Here is a 23,381-nt window from a genome sequence, read left to right as displayed (position 1 = left end):
AGTCATGGGTCCCGTACTCGCAGGCGTGCTCCAGCTGCTCGCGCTGATAGGCGCGCTGGCGCTCTGCTACATCCCCTTCGGCACCTACATGGCCAAGGTCTACTCCTCCGACCAGCACTGGCGGGTCGAGAAGTGGATCTACAAGGGCATCGGTGCCGACCCCGACACCGAGATGCGCTGGCCCGCCTATCTGCGCGGTGTGCTGGCCTTCTCGCTCGTCGGTGTCCTCTTCCTCTACCTGCTCCAGCGGCTCCAGGGCGTGCTGCCCGGCTCGCTCGGCTTCTCGTCCGTGAACCCGGCGCAGTCGTTCAACACGGCCGTCTCCTTCGTGACCAACACGAACTGGCAGTCGTACTACGGCGAGCAGACCATGGGGCACGTCGTGCAGACCGCCGGTCTGGCCGTGCAGAACTTCGTGTCGGCGGCCGTCGGTATCGCCGTCGCGGTGGCGCTGGTGCGCGGGTTCGCGCGCTCGCGGACGGGTGAGATCGGCAACTTCTGGTCCGACCTGGTCCGGGGTGTCATCCGGATCCTCGTTCCGTTCGCCGCCCTCGCCGCGGTGATCCTGGTGGCCTGCGGGGCCATCCAGAACTTCTCCGGCATTCATGAGGTCGGTCAGTTCATGGGCGGTTCGCAGCAGTGGAACGGCGGGGCGGTGGCCTCGCAGGAGGCGATCAAGGAGCTGGGCACCAACGGTGGCGGTTACTTCAACGCCAACTCGGCCCACCCGTTCGAGAACCCGACCCCGTTCACGAACCTGTTCGAGATCTTCCTGATCCTGATCATTCCCTTCTCACTGACCCGCACCTTCGGTGTGATGGTCGGTTCGGTGAAGCAGGGCTACGCGATCCTCGCGACCATGTTCACCATCTGGGTGGGCTTCGTGGCCCTGATGATGTGGACCGAGTTCGCCCACCACGGCCCCGCACTGCAGCTGGCGGGCGGCGCCTACGAGGGCAAGGAGGTCCGCTTCGGCATCGGCGGCTCGTCGATCTTCGCGGTGTCGACGACGTTGACGTCGACGGGTGCGGTGGACTCCTTCCACTCCTCGTTCACGGGTCTGGGCGGCGGGATCACGCTGCTGAGCATGATGCTGGGCGAGATCGCGCCGGGCGGTACCGGTTCGGGTCTCTACGGCATCCTGATCATGGCGATCATCGCGGTGTTCATCGCCGGTCTGATGGTCGGCCGTACGCCCGAGTACCTGGGCAAGAAGATCGGCGCGCGTGAGATCAAGCTGTCGGCGATCTACATCCTGATCACCCCGGCCCTCGCGCTGGTCTTCGCGGCGGCCTCCATGGCGCTGCCGACTCCGCCGCACTCGATGCTCAACCCGGGGGCGCACGGGTTCTCCGAGGTGCTGTACGCGTTCACCTCGGCGGCGAACAACAACGGTTCGGCGTTCGCGGGTCTGAACGCGAACACCGACTGGTTCAACACCATGACCGGTCTGGCGATGCTGTTCGGCCGCTTCCTGCCGATGGTGTTCGTGCTGGCGCTGGCCGGCTCGCTCGCCGAGCAGCGGCCCGTCCCGGCCACGGCCGGCACCCTGCGCACCGAGAAGCCGCTGTTCACCGGCCTGCTGGTGGGCGCGATCCTCATCATCACCGGTCTGACCTACTTCCCGGCCCTGGCGCTGGGCCCGCTGGCCGAGGGGCTGGCGTCATGACCACCCGAACGGAAGCCCACGAGGACACCATGTCCACTCCCACCCTCGCGCCCCACCAGGACGCGCCCACCGGGCACAAGCCGGCCGAAGGCCGTGTCGGCGCGGGCCTGTTCGACCCCAAGCAGCTGGTCAGGTCCCTCCCCGAGGCCTGCCGCAAGCTCGACCCGCGAGTGATGGTCAAGTCGCCCGTGATGTTCGTGGTGTGGGTCGGCTCGATCCTGACCACCGTCTTCTCCTTCAAGGACCCCGGCGACTGGTTCGGCTGGACCATCAGTGCCTGGCTGTGGCTGACGGTGATCTTCGCCAACCTCGCGGAGGCGGTCGCCGAGGGCCGCGGCAAGGCCCAGGCGGACACCCTGCGCAAGGCCAAGACCGACACGGTGGCCCGCCGTCTGGTGGGGGACACCGAGGAGCAGGTGCCCGGCACCGCCCTGCGGATCGGTGACCTGGTCGTCTGCGAGGCGGGCGACGTCATCCCCGGTGACGGTGACGTCGTCGAGGGCGTCGCCTCCGTGGACGAGTCGGCGATCACCGGTGAGTCCGCCCCGGTCATCCGGGAGTCCGGCGGTGACCGCTCCGCCGTGACCGGCGGTACGAAGGTGCTGTCCGACCGGATCGTCATCAAGATCACGACGAAGCCGGGCGAGACCTTCATCGACCGGATGATCAGCCTCGTCGAGGGCGCGGCCCGGCAGAAGACGCCGAACGAGATCGCGCTGAACATCCTGCTCGCCTCGCTGACCATCGTCTTCCTGCTGGCCGTCGCCACGCTGCCGCCCTTCGCCGACTACGCGGGCACCCACCTCACGATGGTCGTACTGGTCGCGCTGCTGGTCTGCCTGATCCCGACCACGATCGGCGCGCTGCTGTCCGCGATCGGTATCGCGGGCATGGACCGGCTGGTGCAGCGCAATGTGCTCGCCATGTCGGGGCGTGCGGTCGAGGCCGCCGGTGACGTCTCCACGCTGCTGCTGGACAAGACGGGCACCATCACCCTCGGCAACCGGCAGGCCTCCGAGTTCGTGCCGGTCAGCGGGACGACGGAGGCCGAGGTGGCCGACGCGGCCCAGCTCTCCTCGCTGGCCGACGAGACGCCGGAGGGCCGCTCCGTCGTCGTACTGGCGAAGGAGAAGTACGGGCTGCGGGAGCGGCACCAGGGCGAGCTGGCGCACGCCGAGTGGATCGCCTTCACCGCCCAGACCCGGATGTCGGGTGTGGACGTGGACGGGCGGAAGATCCGCAAGGGCGCGGCCGGTTCGGTCATCGCCTGGGTCCGTGAGCAGGGCGGCACGGTCGCCGAGGACGCGGACACCCTCGCGGCGGCCATCTCGCAGGCCGGCGGCACCCCGCTGCTGGTCGCCGTCGAGGACGCCGAGGGCGCCCGGATCCTGGGGGTCATCCACCTCAAGGACGTCGTCAAGGACGGCATGCGGGAGCGGTTCGAGGAACTGCGCCGGATGGGCATCAAGACCGTCATGATCACGGGTGACAACCCGCTGACCGCCAAGGCGATCGCCGAGGAGGCGGGTGTCGACGACTTCCTCGCCGAGGCCACCCCCGAGGACAAGATGGCCCTCATCAAGCGGGAGCAGGCGGGCGGCAAGCTGGTCGCGATGACCGGTGACGGCACCAACGACGCACCGGCCCTGGCCCAGGCGGACGTCGGCGTGGCCATGAACACGGGCACGTCGGCCGCCAAGGAGGCCGGCAACATGGTCGACCTCGACTCCAACCCGACCAAGCTGATCGAGATCGTCGAGATCGGCAAGCAGCTGCTCATCACGCGCGGCGCGCTGACGACGTTCTCCATCGCCAACGACGTGGCGAAGTACTTCGCGATCATCCCGGCGCTGTTCGCGGCCGTGTACCCGGGTCTGGACAAGCTCAACATCATGGGCCTGTCCTCGCCGGACTCCGCGATCCTGTCGGCCGTCATCTTCAACGCGCTGATCATCGTCGCGCTGGTGCCGCTGTCCCTGAAGGGCGTGCAGTACCGGCCGGTCAGCGCGGACAAGATGCTGCGCCGGAACCTGACGATCTACGGCATCGGCGGGCTGATCGCCCCCTTCATCGGCATCAAGATCATCGACCTGCTCATCTCCCTCATCCCCGGAATCGGTTGAGCGCCATGAACAACTCCGTAACCAACACCGCCCGGTTGCTCTGGGCGGGCCTGCGGGCCCTGCTGGTGCTGACCCTGGTGACGGGCGTCGTCTACCCGCTGGTCGTCACCGGCGTCGCCCAGGCCGCGTTCCACAGCAAGGCGAACGGCTCCGAGATCAAGGCGGACGGCAAGGTCGTCGGCTCCTCCCTGATCGGCCAACAGGGCTACAGCCTCGACTACTTCCGGGGCCGCCCGGCGGGCGGGCTCGGCAGCAACAGCATCAACACCCAGTACAAGCTGATCCTTTCGGGTGCGACCAACCTCGCCGCCGACAACAAGGTGCTGATCCAGCAGGTGAAGGACGCCAAGGCCGCGGTCGTCAAGGACAACTCGGTGCCCGGCTACACGGTCACGCCGTCCCAGGTGCCGGCCGACGCGGTCACCTCGTCCGGCTCCGGCCTGGACCCGGACATCTCCCCGGCCTACGCCGAGCTCCAGGTCCACCGGGTCGCGGCGAGGAACGACCTCTCCGTCGCCCAGGTGGAGAAGCTGGTGAAGGACCACACCTCGGGCCGTACCCTCGGCTTCGTCGGGGAGCCCCGGGTGAACGTGCTCGAACTCAACATCGCGCTCAAGGAACTGACCAAGGGCAGCTGAGAGGCCGACCGATGACCCGAGTGCTGGTCGTGGAAGACGACCCCCAGCTCGTACGCGCACTCGTGATCAACATGCAGGCACGCCAGTACGGAGTGGACGCGGCGCCCGACGGCGCCACGGCCCTCCGGCTGGCGGCCGCGCGTCAGCCGGACGTGGTGATGCTCGACCTCGGACTGCCCGACATGGACGGGGTCGACGTCATCAAGGCGCTGCGCGGCTGGACCCGTGTACCGATCCTGGTGCTGTCGGCGCGGCAGGCCTCCGACGAGAAGGTCGCCGCGCTGGACGCGGGCGCCGACGACTACATCACCAAGCCGTTCAGCATGGACGAACTCCTCGCCCGGCTGCGCGCGGCGGTCCGCCGTACCGAGGACGTGCCGGTCGTACCGGGGACCACCCTGGTGGAGACGGCCGACTTCACCATCGACCTGCTCGCGAAGAAGGCCGTACGGTCGGGCCACGACGTCCGGCTCACCCCCACCGAGTGGCATCTGCTGGAGATCCTGGTCACCAACCCCGGCCGGCTCGTCACGCAGAAGCACCTGCTGCGCGAGGTGTGGGGTGTGTCGCAGAGCAACAAGACCAACTACCTGCGGGTCTACATGGCCCAACTCCGCCGCAAGCTGGAGGCGGACCCCTCACATCCCCGGTACCTGATCACCGAGCCCGGCATGGGCTACCGCTTCGAAGGATGACATGGCACGCGGCAGGCTCCGGATCTACCTCGGCGCGGCTCCCGGCGTGGGCAAGACCTACGCCATGCTCTCCGAGGCCCACCGCAGGACCGAACGGGGCACGGACTGTGTCGTCGCGTTCGTCGAGCACCACGACCGGCCGCGCACCGAGGTGATGCTGCACGGCCTGGAGGAGATCCCGCGCCGGGAACTGGAGTACCGGGGCGCGGTGTTCACCGAGATGGACGTGGACGCCGTCCTCGCGCGCCGCCCCCGGGTCGCCCTCGTCGACGAACTCCCGCACACCAACATCCCGGGCTCCCGCAACGCCAAGCGCTGGCAGGACGTCGAGGAACTGCTGGCCGCCGGGATCGATGTCGTCTCCACGGTCAACATCCAGCACCTGGAGTCGCTCGGCGATGTCGTCGAGTCCATCACCGGCGTACGGCAGCAGGAGACCGTGCCCGACGAGGTGGTCCGGCGCGCGGACCAGATCGAGCTGGTCGACATGTCCCCGCAGGCGCTGCGCCGGCGCATGGCGCACGGCAACATCTACCAGCCGGACAAGGTCGACGCGGCCCTGTCCAACTACTTCCGCCCCGGCAACCTCACCGCCCTGCGCGAACTGGCCCTGCTCTGGGTCGCCGACCGGGTCGACGAGTACCTGAACGCCTACCGCAGCGAGCACCGGGTGTCGGCGATCTGGGGCTCACGGGAGCGGATCGTCGTCGGCCTGACCGGAGGTCCGGAGGGGCGGACGCTGATACGACGGGCCGCGCGGCTCGCCGAGAAGGGCGCCGGCGGCGAGGTGCTCGCCGTCTACATCGCGCGCAGCGACGGGCTGACCTCGGCCTCGCCGAAGGAACTCGCCGTCCAGCGCACGCTGGTGGAGGATCTGGGCGGTACCTTCCACCACGTCGTCGGCGAGGACGTCCCGGCGGCCCTGCTCGACTTCGCGCGCGGGGTCAACGCCACCCAGATCGTGCTCGGGGTCTCGCGCCGGCGCAGCTGGCAGTACGTCCTCGGACCCGGCGTCGGCGCCACCGTCGCCCGGGACTCCGGACCCGACCTCGACGTCCACCTCATCACGCACGCCGAGGCCGGCAAGGGGCGGCTCCCGCTGGGGCGTTCGGCGCGGCTCGGCCGGTCCCGGATCATCTGGGGCTGGCTCACCGGCGTGCTCGGCCCGGCCCTGCTCACCTGGCTGCTGACCGGCGCCGCACCGGAGGTGGGCCTGGCCAACGACATGCTGCTGTTCCTCGCCCTGACGGTCGCGTCGGCTCTGCTCGGCGGTCTGCTCCCGGCGCTCACCTCGGCGCTGGTCGGCTCCCTGCTGCTCAACTGGTTCTTCACCCCGCCCGTCCACACCCTCACCATCGCCGACCCCGAGAACATCGTCGCCATAGTGATCTTCGTCGGGGTCGCGGTGTCGGTGGCCTCGGTCGTGGACCTCGCGGCCCGGCGCACCCAGCAGGCGACCCGGCTGCGCGCCGAGTCGGAGATCCTGTCCTTCCTCGCCGGCAGCGTGCTGAGAGGGGAGACCAGTCTGGAGGCGCTCCTGGAACGGGTCCGGGAGACCTTCGGCATGGAGTCGGTGGCGCTGCTGGAGCGGGCGGACGACGTGGCGCCGTGGACCTGCGCGGGCAGCGTGGGGCCACGGCCGTGCCGGACACCGGAGAACGCCGATGTCGACATGCCGGTCGGCGACCACCTGACCCTCGCGCTGTCCGGACGGGTGCTGCCCGCCTCCGACCGGCGCGTGCTCGCCGCGTTCGCCGCGCAGGCGGCCGTCGTCCTCGACCGGCAGCGGCTCCGGCAGGAGGCCGGCCGGGCGAAGGAACTGGCCGAGGGCAACCGCATCCGCACCGCGCTGCTGGCCGCCGTCAGCCACGATCTGCGCACCCCGCTCGCCGGCATCAAGGCCTCGGTGTCCTCGCTGCGTTCGGACGACGTCGAGTGGTCCGAGGAGGACCGGGCGGAGCTCCTGGAGGCCATCGAGGCGGGCGCCGACCGGCTCGACCACCTGGTCGGGAACCTGCTCGACATGTCCCGGCTGCAGACCGGCACCGTCACGCCCATCGTCCGCGAGACCGACCTGGACGAGGTGGTGCCGATGGCGCTCGGCGGGGTGCCCGAGGACAGCGTCGAACTGGACATCCCGGAGACGCTGCCCATGGTCGACGTCGACCGGGGGCTGCTGGAGCGGGTCGTCGCCAACGTGGTCGAGAACGCCGTCAAGTACAGCCCGGAGGGCACCCCCGTGCTGGTGAAGGCGAGTTCGCTGGCCGACCGGGTGGAGGTGCGGGTCGTGGACCGGGGGCCCGGTGTCCCCGACGAGGCCAAGGAGCGCATCTTCGAGCCGTTCCAGCGCCACGGCGACTCACCGCGCGGGGTCGGGGTCGGCCTGGGGCTGGCCGTGGCACGCGGTTTCGCCGAGGCGACGGGCGGCACGCTCACCGCCGAGGACACCCCGGGCGGCGGCCTCACCATGGTGCTGAGCCTGCCGCCGGCGCGGGGGCGCGGACCGGAGCGGCCCGAGCTGCCGGCCGCGGTGACGCCGTAACGTCTCAGCAGGGCAACTTCCGTACATCCAGCGGCAGATGCCAGGCATTGCGGCGGTGCGCCGCCGCCAGCGCGTCCGCCAGCGGGGACGGCGGTATCGCGAGGACCGGGCAGTGGGCGTGGGCCAGGCAGTAGCGGGCGACCCGGCCGGAGAAGGCCCGGTGCCAGCCCCGCCGGCCCGCGCCGACGACCAGGATGTCGTCCTCCCGGTCGGCCGTCTCCACCAGGGCCGGACCGGGGGTGGCGCGTACGACCAGACCGTGCAGCGGGACGCCGGACGGCCCCGCCTCGCCGAAGACCTCGTCGAGCACGCCCAGCAGCCGCTCCCGGGCGGTCCGCTGCCACTCCTCGACCAGGAACGGCGGGGCCGGGGCGCGGCGCGCGGCCAGTTCACCGCCCGGCGGTTCCCAGGCCAGCACCGGCCACAGCTCGGCCGCCCGCCGCCGGGCCTCCACGGCCGCCCGGCGCAGGGCCGTGACGCTGCCCAGGGAGCCGCTCACACCGACGACGACCCGACCGGACGCGCAGCTGTCGTAACCGGACATGTATCCACCGTACTTCCGCGGCGGCCGCCGGGCGTCTCCCGGCGGCGGACCGCCTCCATGACACCCCCGGGCCGGGTCACGGGCCAGCCCCGCGGCGGCTTCTTGGCACGCCCCTGACGTGCGCGAGCGGCCTGGGCGGCGCCCGCGTCAGCGTCCCGTCAACGTCGCCGCGATCACCGTCAGCGTCCCGTCAGGAGGTATCTCGCGACCGCCGGGGACGGGCATAGCGTCCGGAGAGAGCCCCGGTCGGCCTCCCCGCCGCCGGGGCGCTCCAGCTCCTTCCTGTGCCAGGAGGCACCCCATGCCAGAGCTCCTCCGCGACGACGATCCGGACCCTGCCGATCGCTCCCCGGCCGGACCCCTGTTCGTACCGGTCCGGCCGGGACCCGTCGGCTTCGCGGCCCGGCTGTTCCGCACCCCTCTCGGTGAACGCACCGCCGTCGGTTTCACCTCGGCCCGTCGACTCGCCGCCACGCTCGGCCCCGGCCAGGCCTGGATCCGGCTCGCCGAACCCGCGCTGCGCGCCCTGGCCGCACCGCTCGGCGTCACCACCGTCACGGTCGACCCCCAGCTGTCGGCGCCGGCCCCGACGCCGGTAACGCCGCTCGCACCCGTCGCCGTGTCCCCGCGGACCGTCCGCACCGCCTGAGAGCGGACCGCCCGCATCGCCCGAGAGGGGAGTGACCCATGACCACCCTGCACGAACCCGTCGTCACCGCCACGCCTGCCGAGCTGTCGGTGTGGCCCGCCTCCACCACCGAGCCCCGGCCCGGCGCCCTGGCCGTGGGCGGTGTCCCGCTCGCCGAGGTCGCCGACCGCTTCGGCACCCCCGTCTACGTCCTCGACGAGAACGAGGTCCGCGAACGCTGCCGCACCTACCGGCACGCCTTCCCGGACGCCGAAGTCCTCTACGCGGCCAAGGCGTTCCTGTGCCGGGCGATGGTCCACTGGGCCGAGGAGGAGGGCCTCGGCCTGGACGTCTGCTCGGCCGGCGAGCTGGAACTGGCGGTCACCACCGGGTTCCCACCGGAGCGGATCGTGCTGCACGGCAACGCCAAGTCGCCGCGCGACCTGGAGACCGCGCTGCGGCTCGGCGTCGGGCGGATCGTCATCGACAGCCCCTCCGAGATCGCCCGGCTGGCCGCCGCCGTCGGACCCGGCGGACACCAGAAGGTCATGGTCCGGGTGGTGCCCGGGATCAGCGCGGGCGGCCACGAGAAGATCCGCACCGGAACGGACGACCAGAAGTTCGGGCTCTCGATCGCCGACGGCTACGCCCAGCACGCCATCGCCCGGATACTGGACCAGCCGCAGCTCGAACTCACCGGCCTGCACTGCCACCTCGGTTCCCAGATCACCAGCGTGAAGCCCTATCTCGCCGCCGTGCGCCGGCTGGTCGGCCTCATGGCCCGGCTGCACGAACAGCACGGCCTTGTCCTGCCCGAGCTGGACCTCGGCGGCGGCCACGGCATCGCCTACCGGCCCGGCGAGCAGGCCCTCGACCTCACCGCCCTGGCCCGGCGGGTCCGCACCGAACTCTCCGACGCCTGCGCGGCGGCCGGACTGCCGGTGCCCCGCCTGGTCATCGAGCCGGGCCGGGCCATCGTGGGGCCCGCCGGGATCGCCGTGTACCGGGTCCTCGCCGTCAAGCGGACCGGCGCGCACACCTTCGTCGCCGTGGACGGCGGGATGAGCGACAACCCGCGGCCCGCGCTGTACGGCGTCCGCTACGCACCCCGGCTCACCGGCCGCGCGAGCGCCGCGCCGACCGCGCCGGTGACCGTCGTGGGCCGGCACTGCGAGGCCGGGGACGTGCTCGCGGCGGACGTGGAGCTGCCCGCCGACCTGCGCCCCGGCGACCTGCTCGCGGTGCCGGTGGCCGGCGCCTACCACCTCTCCATGGCCTCCGGCTACAACCTGGTCGGCCGCCCACCGGTCACCGCCGTCCGCGACGGCCACGCCCGGCTGCTGGTCCGCCGCGAGTCCCTGGACGACATCCGCCGCCGGGACGTCGGGCTGTAGGGCACGGCGCCGCCCGCGGGCTGCGCGGGACCGGTCGGCCCCCGAGACTGGTGGCGACCTGTCCCACCCGGCCGTGATGAGGTCCCGATGGCGTATGGCCTGGCACGTCGTGAACTGCGACCGCGCGTCCCGCTACGCCCCGGTGAAGGCGAGAAGCACCATCTGACCAGCCTGGAAGGGCTGGCCGCGCTCTCCTTGGACGCGCTCAGCTCGGTGGCGTACGGTCCGGAGGCGATCGTGCTCGCCCTGGTGGTGGCCGGCACCGGGGCGCTGTCCGCCACCCTGCCCATCACACTCGCGATCACCTTCCTGCTCGCGGCGCTCGTCGTGTCGTACGGCCAGGTCATCGCCGTTCACCCGGACGGCGGTGGCGCCTACGCCGTCGCCAAGGCCGATCTCGGGGCCACCGCGAGCCTGCTCGCCGCCGCCAGCCTGGTCGTCGACTACGTGCTCACCGTCGCCGTCAGCCTCGCCGCCGGCGCCGACGCGCTCGCCTCCGCCTTCCCCGCCTTCGCCCACGACAAGCTGATCGTCTGTCTGATCGGCCTGGCCCTGCTGACGGCGGTGAACCTGCGGGGGGTCTCCGAGAGCGCCCGGGTGCTGATGCTGCCGACCGTTCTCTTCGTCGTCGCGATCCTCGGCGTCGTCCTGCTCGGCCTGCTGCGCCCGCACCCGGTCGCCGTCGTCGGCACCGCCCAGCCCGTGCACGCGACCGAGGCGCTCACCGCGCTGGTGGTCCTCAAGGCGTTCTCGTCCGGCTGCTCGGCCCTGACCGGCGTGGAGGCCATCGCCAACGCCGTACCGACCTTCCGCGCCCCGAGGGTCAAACGCGCCCAGCGCACGGAGCTGATGCTCGGCGCGCTGCTCGGGACCATGCTGGTCGGGCTCGCGGTCCTGATCCACCGTGACCACGTCGCCCCGCGCGGCGGGGTCACCGTCCTCGCCCAGCTCACCGCGGGCGCCTACGGCACCGGCTGGCCCTACTACGCCACCAACCTGCTCGTCACCCTCGTCCTGGGCCTCGCCGCCAACACCAGCTTCGGCGGCCTGCCCGTGCTGATGAGCCTGCTCGCCCGCGACCACCGGCTGCCCCACCTCTTCGGCCTGCGCGCCGAACGCCCCGTCTACCGCTACGGGGTGGTGGCCCTCGCCCTGCTGGCCGCGCTGCTGCTGCTCGCCACCGACGCCGACACCCACCGGCTGCTCCCGCTCTTCGCCATCGGCGTCTTCATCGGCTTCACCCTCAGCCAGGCCGGTCTGGTCCGGCACTGGGCGACCGGGCGGCCGGCCGGCTGGAAGCACCGCGCGCTCATCAACGGCACCGGCGCCCTGCTCACCACCCTGGCCGGCGTCATCCTGCTGTTCACCAAGTTCCTGGAGGGCGCCTGGGTGGTGGTGATCGCCGTACCGCTGATGATGCTGCTGTTCGCCCGCATCCAGCGCTACTACACCGAGGTCGGCGAGGAACTGGGCCTCGGCCGGATCCCGGAGCCGCCGCCGCGGCGCACCACCAGCCTGGTGATCGTGCCGATCGGCGAGGTCAGCAAGCTGGCCCGGCACGCCCTCGGCGCCGCCCTCGCCCTCGGCGACGAGGTGGTCGCGGTCGCGGTGCACGACGACCCCGGCACCTGCCGTGCGCTGGAGGAGGCCTGGCAGCGATGGAACCCCGGCGTCCGCCTCGACGTCATCGACAGCCCGCACCGCTCCCTGGTCCAGCCGGTCGTCGACTACGTGCAGCGCGCCGCCGCGGACGGCCGCCAGGTCGCCGTCCTGATCCCCGAGGTGGAACCCCGGCACCGCCGTTACGAGATCCTCCAGAACCAGCGCGGCCTGCTCCTCGCGACCGTGCTGCGGGCCCGCACCGACGTCGTGGTGTGCATGCTGCCGTACCGGTTGAAGCTCTGACGGCCGCCTTGTCGGGCCTTCGGCCGCCCCCTACAGTGCGCCCGTAAAGTTCGCCGATCACGCCGAAACTTTCGGCGACTCCTTCGACGAGTCCTTCGGCGACTTCCTTCGGTGAGTTCCTTCAGGGAGGGGCACGCGCGCATGCGGACGTACGACAACCCGGTCATTCCCGGATTCCATCCCGACCCGAGCGTCTGCCGGGTGGGGGAGGACTACTACCTGGTGTGCTCCAGCTTCGAGTACGTCCCGGGCGTCCCGCTCTTCCACAGCCGGGACCTGGTGCACTGGCGGCAGCTCGGCAACGTCCTCGACCGGCCGCTGCCCGGGGACACACCGGCCTCGGGCGGGGTGTACGCCCCGACGATCCGCCACCACGACGGGCTCTTCCACGTCATCACCACCGAGGTCGGCGGTGGCGGCAACCTGCTCGTCACCGCCGAACGGCCCGAGGGACCCTGGTCCGACCCGGTCCGGATCGACCTGCCCGGCATCGACCCCGACCTGGCCTGGGACGAGAACGGCGACTGCTGGTGCGCCGTGGCGGGGGTCGCCGTCGCCCGGATCGACACCCGGAGCGGGAAGGTACTGGAAGGGCCGCTGCCGATGTGGTCCGGGACCGGGCTGCGGGACCCGGAGGCACCGCACCTCTACCGGGTCGGGGAGTGGTGGTACCTGCTGGTCGCCGAGGGCGGCACCGCGCTCGGGCACGGGGTGTCCGTGGCCAGGGCCCGCTCCCCGCGCGGCCCCTGGGAACCGGGCCCCGGCAATCCGCTGCTCTCCCACCGGGGCACCTGGGAGCCGGTCCAGTGCACCGGGCACGCCGACCTCGTCCAGGCGGCCGACGGCAGCTGGTGGGCCGTCCTGCTCGGCACCCGGCCGCGCGGCTGGTTCCCCGAGTTCCACGTCCTCGGCCGGGAGACCTTCCTGGTGCCTGTGGAGTGGGTGGACGGCTGGCCGCGCACGGGTCCGGTGCGGGACCGCCATCCGGCGCCGGCCGCCTGGCACCCGGTCGAACCGCCGCCCGTCCGCGACGACTTCACCGCCCCCGCCCTCGCGCCGCACTGGATCTCCCCGCGCAGCCGGCCGGACGGCTCCTGGTCGCTGGCCGACCGGCCCGGATGGCTGATGCTCACCGCCACCGGGGACAGCCTCGACCGGCCCGGACACACCTTCGTCGGCCGCCGCCAGCAGCACCCCGACTGCCGTGCCGCCGCGCTGCTCGACCCGGGCGCGGGGCGCGCCGGCCTGTCGGTGCGCATCGACGAGGCCCACCACTACGACCTGGAGGTGAGCGGGGGAGTGGCGAGTGTGATCGCCCGGATCGGGCCACTGCGCCAGCAGCTCGCCGCCCACCCCGTGCCCCCGGGGCCGGTCACCCTCGTCGTCGAGATCCGTACGGCCCCGGTGCCGCCGCCCACCGCCTCCGCGCCCGGCGAGACGGTGCCGGGACTGCGCGCCGCCGGCCCCGACGCCGTGACCCTTTCGATCGAAACGCCCGAAAGTGTCGTACGACTGGCCGAACTCGACGGCCGTTACCTCTCCACCCAGGTGGCCGGCGGCTTCACCGGCCGGGTCATCGGCATGTACGTCACCGAACACCGCGCCGCCTTCGACTGGTTCGAGTACGCGCCCATCACCTGATGCGCGACACCTTGACGCTCCTGATCCGCCTTTCTAGAGTCGCCGTTCGGAACGTTCGATGAAAATGCCGAATGTTTCGAACGGCACGACTCGGTTGATCCAACGGCGTGAAACCAGGGCGGCGTCGGTCGTCCCGTAACCCCAAGGAGCGCATCATGGGCGACCCGGCACTGTCCCGTCGCGGGTTCCTGGCGGCCACCGCGGCCGCCGGTCTGGGCATGACCGCCCTCAGCGGCTGTGGCGGCGGCTCGGACGGAGGATCGTCGGGCGGCACTACCACCATCGAGTGGTGGAACATCTCCACGACCAACCCGACGAAGGGCGTGTGGGCAGCCCTCGCCAAGAAGTTCGAGGCGCAGAACCCGAAGGTCAAGATAAAGATCGTCCAGCTGGAGAACGACGCCTACAAGTCGAAGATGACGGCCCTGACCGCCTCCGGGAAGCTCCCCGACATCTTCCACACCTGGGGCGGCGGGGTCCTGCAGCAGCAGGTCGACGCCGGGCTCGTCAAGGACCTCACCGACCCCACCAAGGCCTGGGCGGACGGCCTGCTCCCGGTCGCCAAGGAGCCGTACCTCCTGGACAACAAGACCTACGGCATCCCGTTCGACATCGGCATGATCGGCTTCTGGTACAACAAGGCGCTCTTCAAGAAGGCCGGGATCAGCACGCCCCCGGCCACCTGGAGCGCCTTCCTCGACGCCGTGAAGAAGCTGAAGGCCGCCGGGATCACCCCCCTCGCCCTGGCCGGCAAGGAGAGCTGGACCGGCATGTACTACTGGGCGTACCTCGCCATGCGCACCGCCGGGATCGACGCCCTCAAGAAGGCCGACGACGACAAGGACTTCACCGGCGCCGGATTCGTCGAGGCCGGACAGCACCTCAAGGACCTGGTCGATCTCCAGCCGTTCCAGAAGGGCTTCCTCGGCGCCGCCTACTCCACCCCGACCGGGCAGGCCGCCACCGTCGGCAACGGCAAGGCCGCCATGGAGCTCATGGGCCAGTGGGCGCCGGTCGTCGAGGCCGACGCCGGCAAGGGCGTCGGCGCGAACCTCGGCTTCTTCCCGTTCCCCGCCGTCGAGGGCGGCAAGGGCACCGTCACCGAGGTCTTCGGGGGCGGCGGCGGACACGCGCTGCGCGCCGACGCCCCGCAGGCGGCCGTCGACTTCCTGAAGTTCTTCGCCTCCGAGACCACCGACGTGGAGCTGGTGAAGAAGACCGGCGTGATCCCGGTGGTCCCCGCCGCCGAGAGCGCGCTGACCGATACCAACCTCAAGCTCGTACAGGCCCAGTTGAAGGCCGCCACCGGCTTCCAGCTCTACCTCGACCAGGCGTACGCGCCCGCCGTCGGCCAGCAGGTCAACGACAGCGTGGCCGGGCTGATCGCCGGGTCCAAGTCGCCCGAGGACGTCGTCCAGGCGATCACCAAGACCGCGAAGGAAGAGCAGTAGGCCGCCCGATGACCTCGACCTACCTGCCCGGCACCCGGCCGGGCCCGGACACCGCGCCGCGGCCGGGCCCGGCCGCGGGCCGCGCGCGCTCCCGGCGCCGGCTGCTGCACTGGCTCACCGCGATGGGCTTCCAGCTGCCCGCCCTGGCCCTGTTCGGCGTCCTCGTCCTGCTGCCGATCCTGTTCGCCCTGTACGCCTCGTTCTTCCGCTGGGGCGGCTTCGGCATGCCCTCCGACTACACCGGCGCCGACAACTTCACCCGGCTCTTCCAGGACGACGTCTTCCTCGGCGACCTGTGGCGCTGCCTGCTCCTGGTCGTGCTGTCGCTGGCGCTGCAACTGCCGTTCGCGCTCGCCATGGCGGTCCTGCTCAACCAGCGGATCCGCGGCCGGGCCGTCTACCGGATGCTGTTCTTCGCGCCGTACGTGCTCTCCGAGGCGATCACCGGCGTGCTCTTCGGCATGATCTTCGCGCCCGGCGACGGGCTCGCCGACCACCTGCTGAGCGACCTCGGCCTGGGCGCGCTCGGCGGCAAGTGGTTCTCCGACCCCTCCACCGTCATGGCCACCCTCTTCCTGGTCATGACGTGGAAGTACTTCGGCTTCCACATGATGCTCTACCTGGCCGGACTCCAGTCCATCCCGGCCGAGTTGACGGAGGCGGCGACGGTCGACGGCGCGGGCGCCTGGCAGCGCTTCCGCCATGTCACCCTGCCGCTGCTCGCGCCCACCCTGCGGATCAGCGTCTTCCTGTCGGTGATCGGCTCCATCCAGCTCTTCGACCTGGTGTGGGTGGTCACCGCGGGCGGCCCCGACCACCACTCCGAGACCATGGCCGTGACCATGTTCCAGTACGGCTTCAAGCGCTACCAGGTCGGCTACGCCAGCGCCATCAGCGTGGCCATGTTCGCCGTCAGCCTCGTCTTCGCCCTCGCCTACCAGCGGTTCGTGCTCCGCCGCGACCTGGCCGGCGCCACCACCACCATGAGGGGAGACGGCGCATGAGCGGCAGCCGCAGGACGACCGTACGGAACCTGCCCCTGCACGTGATCCTCGTCGTGGTCGGCGCGGTCATGGTCGTACCCCTGCTGTACGCCCTGCTGTCCGGGTTCAAGACGACGGACGAGCTGTCCGGCAACCCGGTCGGGCTGCCCCGGTCCTGGGTGACCGCCAACTACACCGGCATCCTCGGCTCCGGCACGTTCTGGCGGCTGGTCGGGAACAGCACCCTGATCGCGGTGGCCACCACCGTGCTGGTGGTCGCGGTGTCGGCGCTCGCCGCCTTCTCCTTCGCGCGGTTCGCCTTCCGGGGCCGTGAGGTGCTGTTCACGGTGTTCACGATGGGGCTGATGTTCCCCTTCGCGGTGGCCGCGCTGCCCCTCTTCCTGCTGCTGCGGTCGATGCACCTGCTGGACAACCCGCTGGGCGTGATCCTTCCGCAGGCCGCGTTCGGGCTGCCGATGACCATCATCATCCTGCGCGGTTTCTTCCGGGAGATCCCCGGGGAGCTGGAGGAGGCGGCCACGCTGGACGGCTGCGGGCCGTTCGGCTTCTTCTGGCGGATCCTGCTCCCGATGGCCCGGCCCGCGCTCGGCACCGTCTCCGTGCTCGCGGTCGTCACCAGCTGGAACAACTTCTTCCTGCCGCTGCTGGTCTTCACCGACTCGACCTGGTGGACCATCCCGATCGGCGTGCAGCAGTTCCAGGGCCAGTACTCCACCGACACCGCCCGGGTCTTCGCCTATCTGGTCCTCGCCATGGTTCCCGCCCTGGCCTTCTACTCGGTCGCCGAGCGCCAGCTGGTCGGCGGCCTCACCGCAGGCGCCACCAAGGGCTGAACTCCCCTTCCACGAACAGGAGTCGCACGATGTCCCGCACACGTCTCAGACTCGCCGGAGCCCTCGCGGCCGTACTCGTGGCGGCCTCGGTCGCCGCCGGCCCGGCCGCCCAGGCCCACGACCGGCAGCACCACGGTGGTGCCACCCTCGCCGAGCTGGCCGAGCGCCACGGCCGCTACTTCGGCAGCGCCACCGACAACCCCGAACTCACCGACACCGCCTACACCGCGCTGCTCGGCGGCGAGTTCGACATGATCACGCCCGGCAACGGCATGAAGTGGTACGCCACCGAACCCCGACAGGGCGTCTTCGACTGGACCAACGGCGACCAGATCGTCGACCTCGCCCGCGCGAACCACCAGCGGGTCCGCGCCCACACCCTGGTCTGGCACAGCCAGCTGCCGGACTGGCTCACCTCCCGCGACTGGACGGCCGGCGAGCTGCGGGCGGTCCTGAAGAAGCACATCCAGACCGAGGTACGGCACTACCGGGGCAAGGTCTACTCCTGGGACGTCGTCAACGAGGCGTTCAACGAGGACGGCAGCTACCGCGAGACCCTCTGGTACAAGACGCTCGGCCCCGGCTACATCGCCGACGCGCTGCGCTGGGCCCACCAGGCCGACCCGCACGCCAGGCTCTACCTCAACGACTACAACATCGAGTCGGTCGGCGCGAAGAGCGACGCCTACTACGCCCTCGCGCAGGAACTGAAGGCCGCGGGCGTCCCGCTGGACGGCATCGGCTTCCAGGCCCACCTCGCCCTCCAGTACGGCTATCCGGCGACCCTGGAGGAGAACCTCCGGCGCTTCTCCCGGCTCGGCCTGGACACCGCGCTCACCGAGGTGGACGTCCGCATGCAGCTGCCGGCCACGGACGAGAAGCTGGCCGAGCAGGCGACCTGGTACGCCGACCTGACCAGGGCGTGCCTCGCGGTGCGCCGCTGCGTGGGCGTCACGGTCTGGGACTACACGGACAAGTACTCGTGGATCCCGGCGTTCTTCCCCGGCGAGGGCGCGGCCCTGCCCTGGGACGAGCGGCTCGCTCCCAAACCGGCCTACTTCGCGCTGCGCGCAGCGCTCGGCTACAGGGGGTAGTCACCCCCGGACGCACGTCGGGGCCGGTGCGCACCATGGGTGTGCGTCCGGCCCCTGCTGGTCACCGGGCGGAGCGGCGGGGCCGCCCGGGTACTGCGGGTGGTCTGTCAGGCGGCGGTCATCACGCTGCCGGCACCGACGGGGCGGTGCGGAGCGATGATCTGGCCGTCGGGCAGAAGCTCACCGGTGTCCTCGAAGAGGAGAACGCCGTTGCACAGCAGGCTCCATCCCTGCTCCGGGTGGTGCGCCATGAGGCGGGCGGACTCCCGGTCGGCGGAGGAAGCTGTCGGACACGGCGGCTGGTGCTGGCACATGGGTGGGGTCTCTCGCTCGGTCGTGGTCATGTCGTCCCCCGTGATGATGAGTCGGTCGGAAACCAGTCTTGCCCTCCGGGCGTTGTTCCGCAGGGATTTCGCTGCACCGCTTCTCACAGGTTGGAGACGCGTCACCCGCGCGGACGGTTCATCCCCGCCGGGTTGTCAATTCGGATGGTTTTCCATGGCCGGATAGGGCTAGTCCGGGCGATGGGAAACGGTAAATAGCTCTTGAGAGCGGAGAATTGCTCGAACGAGCGGGCTCCGGTGCCCCAGGCAATGACTTACTGCCCGGCCGATGACTTACTGCCCCGGACAATGACTCACGCAAACATGAACGCACCCCGTCACTCGTTTCCGGGTGACGGGGTGCGTACGGTGACGGCCTCGGGCGGGCTCAGGCCGGCGTGATGAGCAGGGGCGCCGGGGTGGCCCGGTGGGTGAGCACCGGAAGCAGGTCCTCCATCAGGTGCGGCCGGTGCGCGGCGATGCCGGGCGGGGCCGGTGCCAGCGGGATGAGCAGATCGGTGGCCGCCGGGTGCCCCTCGGCGCCGTCCGCGGTGCGGTCGCCGTGCAGCCACAGGGTGAGCATGTACAGGCTCGGCAGGGACAACAGGCGCGGCTGGTAGGGCTGTTGCAGGGCCTCGGCCTGGTGCAGGGCCCGCTCGGTGGAGGTGATGTACGGCCCCTCGAAGAAGTGCGAGAAGGCCCAGCCGTCCGGGGTGAGCATGGTGTCGGCCGCGGCCACCGCCCGTTCGCCGCAGCGGATCAGGAAACGCCAGCCGGCCAGCCGGGTGGCGGACATGCCCTCCGGGGTGATCCGGTCCAGCACGTGCACGGGCAACGGGAGTTCGGGGATCGCGGGTCCCTGCGCGGCGCGCAGGGAGGGGGTCCGGGCCTCACGGACCGCGGTGGGGGAACCGAGGGCGGTGAGGACGGAACGCAGTGCGGGCGCGGGGGCAGGAGGGACGTGCAGGGGCATGGTGGGTCGCCTCTCGTTCGACAGGCGCGGTGGCGCGAGGGCAGGGGCGGACGGCGCTGTCAGCTCACGGGGGGTCAGAGAGGCGGGGGCCCGGTTCGGTGAAGAGGGGTGCGGGCGTTGCCTGCCGCACGTCACTCAGACGGCAGGAACCAGGACCGTGGGCGCCAGCCTTCTGCCTTGTTCGCGGAGTTTATACGACGCCTGTTCAGCCGGTGTTTCACCGGGCCGTTTCTCAGAACGGAACAAGGCGCAATTCAGCCGTCGATTCGCGGGGAATCCTCCCGTTTTCCCGCCTGCCGGAACCCCGCTGACCTCGGGATTCGAACCTGTCGCGGTCGGCCGAATGTCGTCGGCGTTTTTCACGACGGGAACGGGGAACCCGAAGATGCGGATGCTCCATGCCCCGTGAATGTGCCGCGGGACACATTCCAACAGAGTAGCGGGTGCCCGTCCCGCGCGCGACGTTATCGATCGCCGCGACGGGGCATCATCCCCGGTGGACCCGGGACACCGGCGGCCGGAACCTCGGTCCGCCCATTCGAGGAGGGACACTTCGATGGGGGAGAAGGTCGTGGCGGGCCGGTTCGACCTGTCCGATCCCCGGCGCTACCGCGAAAAGCTCCGCAGTTGTCTCGCGGGACTGGAGCGGCTGCTGGTGGAGAAGCGGTTCGACCGTCCCAAGAACCTCATGGGCGTCGAGATCGAATTGAATCTCGCCGGTGCCGACGGTATGCCGAGAATGTTGAACGGACAGGTCCTGGAACGCATCGCGAGCCGCGATTTCCAAACAGAACTCGCCATGTTCAATCTGGAAGTCAACATAGCTCCCCACCGGCTCGGCGGCCGGGTTTTCGACCGGCTCGACGAGGAACTGCGGACCTCGCTGGCGTACGCCGACCGCAAGGCGCGCGAGGTGGACGCCGGAATCGTGATGATCGGCATACTTCCCACGCTCGAGCGGGACGACCTGGTCTCCGCGAACCTCTCCGAGGTGGACCGCTACACCCTGCTCAACGACCAGATCGTGGCCGCCCGTGGCGAGGACTTCCAGCTGGACATCGAGGGCGCCGAGCACCTCGTGTGCACCTCCAAGTCGATCGTCCCCGAAGCCGCGTGCACCTCGGTGCAACTGCACCTCCAGGTCACCCCGGCCCGCTTCGCCGACGTGTGGAACGCGGCGCAGGCGGCGGTCGCCGCGCAGATCGCCGTCGGCGCCAACTCCCCCTTCCTCTTCGGCCACGAACTCTGGCGGGAGTCCCGCCCCCCGCTGTTCCTCCAGGCCACCGACACCCGCCCGCCGGAACTCCAGGCCCAGGGGGTACGGCCGCGCACCTGGTTCGGCGAGCGCTGGATCGGTTCGGCGTACGAGCTCTTCGAGGAGAACCTGCGCTTCTTCCCGGCGCTGCTGCCGATCTGCGACGAGGAGGACCCGCTGGCCGTCCTCGACGCGGGCGGGGTGCCGAAGCTGGCCGAACTCGTCCTGCACAACGGCACGGTGTACCGCTGGAACCGCCCGGTGTACGGCATCGCCGACGGCGTCCCCCATCTCCGGGTCGAGAACCGCGTCCTGCCCGCCGGGCCGACCATCACCGACGTCATCGCCAACGCGGCGTTCTACTACGGCCTGGTCCGCGCCCTCGCCGAGGAGTCACGGCCGGTGTGGACCCGGCTGCCGTTCGCCGTCGCCGAGGCCAACTTCGACGCGGCCTGCCGGGACGGCATCGACGCGCGCCTGGTCTGGCCGCGGCGGGCACGGTACGGCGGCGGTACGGCGGAGGTGGACGCGGTCACCCTGGTCCGCGACGAGCTGCTGCCGCTGGCGGAGGCGGGGCTGGACGCGTGGGGCGTGGAGCCGGCCGACCGGGACTTCTATCTGGGCGTGATCGACGAGCGCTGCCGGCGGAGGGTCAACGGGGCGTCCTGGCAGGTGGCGACGTTCCACCGGGCGTTGGAGCAGGGGCTGTCGCGGGAGGCGGCGCTGGCCGCGATGACGCGGCGCTATGCGGAGCTGATGGCGGCGGGGGAGCCGGTGCATACGTGGCCGGTGGGGTTGTTGGAGCCGGTGTTGATGGGGTGAGTGTTGGCGCGCCCCTTCGGGGGCGCTATTCGGTCGCGCCCGCTGCCACGATCGCCTGGAGGATGACCGTGTGGATCTGGGAGGGGTCGTCGACCTGGTGGCCGGAGCCGCCGGTGGCTTCGGCGATCTGCTGGGCCTCTTCCTTGGAGGCGTCGGGGCCCACGGCGATGACGATGAGGGGGACCGGTTTCTCCGGGTCGGAGAGGCGGCGCAGGTTTGCGATCAGAGCGGTGCGGGAGATGCTGCCGGGGTCCTGGTTCTCGCCGTCCGTGAGGATGACCAGGGCGTTGAACTTGCCCTTGGCGTAGGTGGAGGTCGCTTCCTTGTAGGCGGCGAGTGTCGTGTCGTAGAGACCCGTCGCGCCGCCCCGCACCGGCTGGAGGTTGCTGAACGCCGAGGAGAGGAGGTCGCGTTGGGTGCCGTCGGCCTTGCGGTCGCCGAGGCGCTCCGTGGGCACCAGGACGCGGTAGTCCTTGTCGCCGTCCAGCTTGGTGGAGAACTCCCAGAGGCCGATCTCGTCCTCCGGGGTGAAGGTCGCGAGCGCCTGGAGGAGGGACGCCTTGGTGACGTCCATGCGGGAGCGGCCCCCGGAGACCGGCTCGGCCATCGACCCGGACGCGTCGACCACCGTGGTGATCCGGGCGCTCTGCACGGTGATCGTCCAGGTGCCGAGCGCGTCCCGGACGGCGGTGTCGGAGGCCGGTTCCACCGCCGGTTCGGCGTACGGCTGCGGGCTGCTGCCCCCGGCGCCGTCGACCAGCGCGGCCGGCGCGCTCTCCCCGGCCGTACGGAACCCCGCCTTCGTGAGCAGCTTCCGCTGGGCCGGCTGCTGCACGTACGTCATGAACCGCAGCGCGGCCCGGCTCTCGTCGGTGCTCAACTCCGGCTCGTCGACGAGGGCGTAGGGGTGGTCGAGGGCCGGTGAGCCGTCCTTCGGGTAGAAGAGGTCGAGGCGGCGGCCGGAGCCGGCCGTCGCGTTGTAGGCGTACGCCGCCTGTTCCGTGAGGACGAGCGCCTGGTTGCGTTTGGGGTTGCCCTGTTCCGTGCCGGAGGAGTCGCGCGGCAGGGTGTCGACGACCTGGGCGTCCGTGTCGGAGACGCGCTGCGAGAGCGTCTTCATCATCGCGGCGGCCTGGGTGGACCCGCCCTTCACCTGCGCCGCGGCCGTACCGAGCTGGGTGAGCGCGAGCAGCCCCGTCGCACTGCGCGCCGGATCCGCCGCGCCCAGCTTCAGCGAGTCGCCCTGCATCGCGGCCCCGACCAGCTCCAGCCAGCTGTACGTCTTCTCGGGCCACCCCAGCGACTTGGCGGCGGCCGGCACCATCGCCACCGCGACCGGCGTCTCGGCCACCTGCCCCACCGAGGTCACCTGGGTCGCCGAACCGTCCGCCGCGACCCGGTCCAGCCACAGCGACGAGTCCGGCACCCACACCTGCGCGTCCGGTTTCCGGCCCGCCTGGAGCGTGTCGGTGACCTCGTACGACTCCTGCGCGCTGACCGTGACCGCGATGCACCGCCCGTCGGAGGTGACGTCCTCGGCCCGCGCCTGCTTCGCCGCCGCCGTCAGCGCGGGCGCCAGGTCGGGGGAGGCGGCGACCGTCACCCGTACCGGGTCCTCCTGGCAGGAGGCGCCGAAGGAGAGCAGACCGCTCCGCACGGCCGCCGCCGTGCCGCCCGCGACGACCAGGACGAGGACGGTCGTGACGGCCACCGTGCGGCGGCGGGCGCGGGGACGGGGGTCGGCCGCGCCCGCCCCATGATGATCGGGCAAGCTGTGACGTCCCATGACGGTGGTGCCCCTCCCTGTCCCCCCGACAGCCCGGCGCGCACGGTTTTCGTAACTGCTT

General features: G+C 71.2%; 18 protein-coding genes. 14 read left to right on the top strand and 4 right to left on the bottom strand.

Annotated elements, in window-relative coordinates; all coding sequences use genetic code 11:
• Window positions 1–4 precede the first annotated feature (4 nt).
• The 5 genes from kdpA to ACGFZS_RS37550 are packed head-to-tail and all read left to right on the top strand — an operon-like array spanning window position 5 to window position 7,667.
• Window positions 5–1,669: a potassium-transporting ATPase subunit KdpA gene (gene kdpA, locus ACGFZS_RS37570; protein WP_393798863.1), complete on the top strand. Its 1,665-nt coding sequence runs from the start codon at window positions 5–7 to the stop codon at window positions 1,667–1,669.
• A complete protein-coding gene (kdpB, locus tag ACGFZS_RS37565) occupies window positions 1,666–3,792 on the top strand; it encodes a potassium-transporting ATPase subunit KdpB (RefSeq protein WP_393798862.1) in 2,127 nt (708 codons plus the stop codon). Before kdpA ends, kdpB begins: the two co-directional genes overlap by 4 nt.
• Window positions 3,793–3,797: 5 nt before the next feature.
• A complete protein-coding gene (locus tag ACGFZS_RS37560; protein WP_393798861.1) occupies window positions 3,798–4,430 on the top strand; it encodes a potassium-transporting ATPase subunit C in 633 nt (210 codons plus the stop codon).
• Between the two features lie 11 nt (window positions 4,431–4,441).
• Entirely contained in the window at window positions 4,442–5,125 is a 684-nt protein-coding gene (locus ACGFZS_RS37555) for a response regulator (RefSeq protein ID WP_393667135.1), read from the top strand.
• A gap of 1 nt (window position 5,126) precedes the next feature.
• Window positions 5,127–7,667, top strand: a complete 2,541-nt coding sequence (locus ACGFZS_RS37550) for a DUF4118 domain-containing protein (RefSeq protein ID WP_393798860.1) — start codon at window positions 5,127–5,129, stop codon at window positions 7,665–7,667.
• Window positions 7,668–7,671: 4 nt separating this feature from the next.
• Here ACGFZS_RS37550 and ACGFZS_RS37545 read toward each other — a convergent pair whose 3' ends face one another.
• On the bottom strand, window positions 7,672–8,211 hold the full coding sequence (locus ACGFZS_RS37545; RefSeq protein ID WP_393798859.1) for a universal stress protein: 540 nt from the start codon (window positions 8,209–8,211) through the stop codon (window positions 7,672–7,674).
• Window positions 8,212–8,512: 301 nt separating this feature from the next.
• On the opposite strand from ACGFZS_RS37545, the gene ACGFZS_RS37540 reads away from it, so the two are divergent.
• The 8 genes from ACGFZS_RS37540 (at window position 8,513) to ACGFZS_RS37505 (ending at window position 18,161) form a co-directional block, all read left to right on the top strand.
• Window positions 8,513–8,860 carry an SAV_915 family protein gene (locus ACGFZS_RS37540; RefSeq protein ID WP_393798858.1) on the top strand — a complete coding sequence of 116 codons (348 nt, stop codon included), beginning with the start codon at window positions 8,513–8,515 and terminating at the stop codon, window positions 8,858–8,860.
• A gap of 38 nt (window positions 8,861–8,898) precedes the next feature.
• Complete coding sequence (lysA, locus tag ACGFZS_RS37535; protein ID WP_393798857.1) at window positions 8,899–10,233, top strand: diaminopimelate decarboxylase; 1,335 nt, start codon at window positions 8,899–8,901, stop codon at window positions 10,231–10,233.
• An 87-nt stretch (window positions 10,234–10,320) separates the two neighbouring features.
• Complete coding sequence (locus ACGFZS_RS37530) at window positions 10,321–12,138, top strand: APC family permease (protein WP_393798856.1); 1,818 nt, start codon at window positions 10,321–10,323, stop codon at window positions 12,136–12,138.
• Window positions 12,139–12,279: 141 nt separating this feature from the next.
• Window positions 12,280–13,779: a glycoside hydrolase family 43 protein gene (locus ACGFZS_RS37525; protein ID WP_393798855.1), complete on the top strand. Its 1,500-nt coding sequence runs from the start codon at window positions 12,280–12,282 to the stop codon at window positions 13,777–13,779.
• Between the two features lie 155 nt (window positions 13,780–13,934).
• Window positions 13,935–15,230, top strand: coding sequence for an extracellular solute-binding protein (locus tag ACGFZS_RS37520; protein ID WP_393798854.1), 1,296 nt, complete (start codon window positions 13,935–13,937; stop codon window positions 15,228–15,230).
• Window positions 15,231–15,238: 8 nt separating this feature from the next.
• The gene (locus ACGFZS_RS37515; protein ID WP_393667145.1) at window positions 15,239–16,234 is read left to right on the top strand and encodes a carbohydrate ABC transporter permease; all 996 of its coding nucleotides are present in this window, start codon (window positions 15,239–15,241) and stop codon (window positions 16,232–16,234) included.
• Window positions 16,231–17,067: a carbohydrate ABC transporter permease gene (locus ACGFZS_RS37510; RefSeq protein ID WP_393544184.1), complete on the top strand. Its 837-nt coding sequence runs from the start codon at window positions 16,231–16,233 to the stop codon at window positions 17,065–17,067. The genes ACGFZS_RS37515 and ACGFZS_RS37510 overlap by 4 nt, the downstream gene beginning before the upstream one ends.
• Window positions 17,068–17,096: 29 nt before the next feature.
• The gene (locus ACGFZS_RS37505; protein ID WP_393798853.1) at window positions 17,097–18,161 is read left to right on the top strand and encodes an endo-1,4-beta-xylanase; all 1,065 of its coding nucleotides are present in this window, start codon (window positions 17,097–17,099) and stop codon (window positions 18,159–18,161) included.
• A gap of 107 nt (window positions 18,162–18,268) precedes the next feature.
• Here the strand turns inward: ACGFZS_RS37505 and ACGFZS_RS37500 are convergent, their stop codons facing one another.
• Window positions 18,269–18,475 carry a DUF5999 family protein gene (locus tag ACGFZS_RS37500; RefSeq protein ID WP_355714643.1) on the bottom strand — a complete coding sequence of 69 codons (207 nt, stop codon included), beginning with the start codon at window positions 18,473–18,475 and terminating at the stop codon, window positions 18,269–18,271.
• A gap of 397 nt (window positions 18,476–18,872) precedes the next feature.
• A complete protein-coding gene (locus ACGFZS_RS37495) occupies window positions 18,873–19,457 on the bottom strand; it encodes a hypothetical protein (RefSeq protein WP_393798852.1) in 585 nt (194 codons plus the stop codon).
• Between the two features lie 556 nt (window positions 19,458–20,013).
• Between ACGFZS_RS37495 and ACGFZS_RS37490 the strand changes: the two genes are divergently transcribed.
• Entirely contained in the window at window positions 20,014–21,534 is a 1,521-nt protein-coding gene (locus tag ACGFZS_RS37490) for a glutamate--cysteine ligase (RefSeq protein WP_365689523.1), read from the top strand.
• A 25-nt stretch (window positions 21,535–21,559) separates the two neighbouring features.
• Here the strand turns inward: ACGFZS_RS37490 and ACGFZS_RS37485 are convergent, their stop codons facing one another.
• Window positions 21,560–23,320: a substrate-binding domain-containing protein gene (locus tag ACGFZS_RS37485; RefSeq protein WP_393798851.1), complete on the bottom strand. Its 1,761-nt coding sequence runs from the start codon at window positions 23,318–23,320 to the stop codon at window positions 21,560–21,562.
• Window positions 23,321–23,381: the final 61 nt, after the last annotated feature.

Source organism: Streptomyces sp. NPDC048288 (assembly GCF_043201555.1).
Taxonomy (GTDB): Bacteria; Actinomycetota; Actinomycetes; order Streptomycetales; family Streptomycetaceae; genus Streptomyces.
Note: the sequence above shows the minus strand (reverse complement) of the source record. Positions and strands in the feature narration are given on the sequence as shown.

Excerpts from the sequence above, each read along its gene's own strand:
- kdpA (WP_393798863.1), top strand. The coding sequence starts at position 5 with ATGGGTCCCGTACTCGCAGGCGTGCTCCAGCTGCTCGCGCTGATAGGC.
- kdpB (WP_393798862.1), top strand. The coding sequence starts at position 1,666 with ATGACCACCCGAACGGAAGCCCACGAGGACACCATGTCCACTCCCACC.
- ACGFZS_RS37560 (WP_393798861.1), top strand. The coding sequence starts at position 3,798 with ATGAACAACTCCGTAACCAACACCGCCCGGTTGCTCTGGGCGGGCCTG.
- ACGFZS_RS37555 (WP_393667135.1), top strand. The coding sequence starts at position 4,442 with ATGACCCGAGTGCTGGTCGTGGAAGACGACCCCCAGCTCGTACGCGCA.
- ACGFZS_RS37550 (WP_393798860.1), top strand. The coding sequence starts at position 5,127 with ATGGCACGCGGCAGGCTCCGGATCTACCTCGGCGCGGCTCCCGGCGTG.
- ACGFZS_RS37545 (WP_393798859.1), bottom strand. The coding sequence starts at position 8,211 with ATGTCCGGTTACGACAGCTGCGCGTCCGGTCGGGTCGTCGTCGGTGTG.
- ACGFZS_RS37540 (WP_393798858.1), top strand. The coding sequence starts at position 8,513 with ATGCCAGAGCTCCTCCGCGACGACGATCCGGACCCTGCCGATCGCTCC.
- lysA (WP_393798857.1), top strand. The coding sequence starts at position 8,899 with ATGACCACCCTGCACGAACCCGTCGTCACCGCCACGCCTGCCGAGCTG.
- ACGFZS_RS37530 (WP_393798856.1), top strand. The coding sequence starts at position 10,321 with ATGGCGTATGGCCTGGCACGTCGTGAACTGCGACCGCGCGTCCCGCTA.
- ACGFZS_RS37525 (WP_393798855.1), top strand. The coding sequence starts at position 12,280 with ATGCGGACGTACGACAACCCGGTCATTCCCGGATTCCATCCCGACCCG.
- ACGFZS_RS37520 (WP_393798854.1), top strand. The coding sequence starts at position 13,935 with ATGGGCGACCCGGCACTGTCCCGTCGCGGGTTCCTGGCGGCCACCGCG.
- ACGFZS_RS37515 (WP_393667145.1), top strand. The coding sequence starts at position 15,239 with ATGACCTCGACCTACCTGCCCGGCACCCGGCCGGGCCCGGACACCGCG.
- ACGFZS_RS37510 (WP_393544184.1), top strand. The coding sequence starts at position 16,231 with ATGAGCGGCAGCCGCAGGACGACCGTACGGAACCTGCCCCTGCACGTG.
- ACGFZS_RS37505 (WP_393798853.1), top strand. The coding sequence starts at position 17,097 with ATGTCCCGCACACGTCTCAGACTCGCCGGAGCCCTCGCGGCCGTACTC.
- ACGFZS_RS37500 (WP_355714643.1), bottom strand. The coding sequence starts at position 18,475 with ATGTGCCAGCACCAGCCGCCGTGTCCGACAGCTTCCTCCGCCGACCGG.
- ACGFZS_RS37495 (WP_393798852.1), bottom strand. The coding sequence starts at position 19,457 with ATGCCCCTGCACGTCCCTCCTGCCCCCGCGCCCGCACTGCGTTCCGTC.
- ACGFZS_RS37490 (WP_365689523.1), top strand. The coding sequence starts at position 20,014 with ATGGGGGAGAAGGTCGTGGCGGGCCGGTTCGACCTGTCCGATCCCCGG.
- ACGFZS_RS37485 (WP_393798851.1), bottom strand. The coding sequence starts at position 23,320 with ATGGGACGTCACAGCTTGCCCGATCATCATGGGGCGGGCGCGGCCGAC.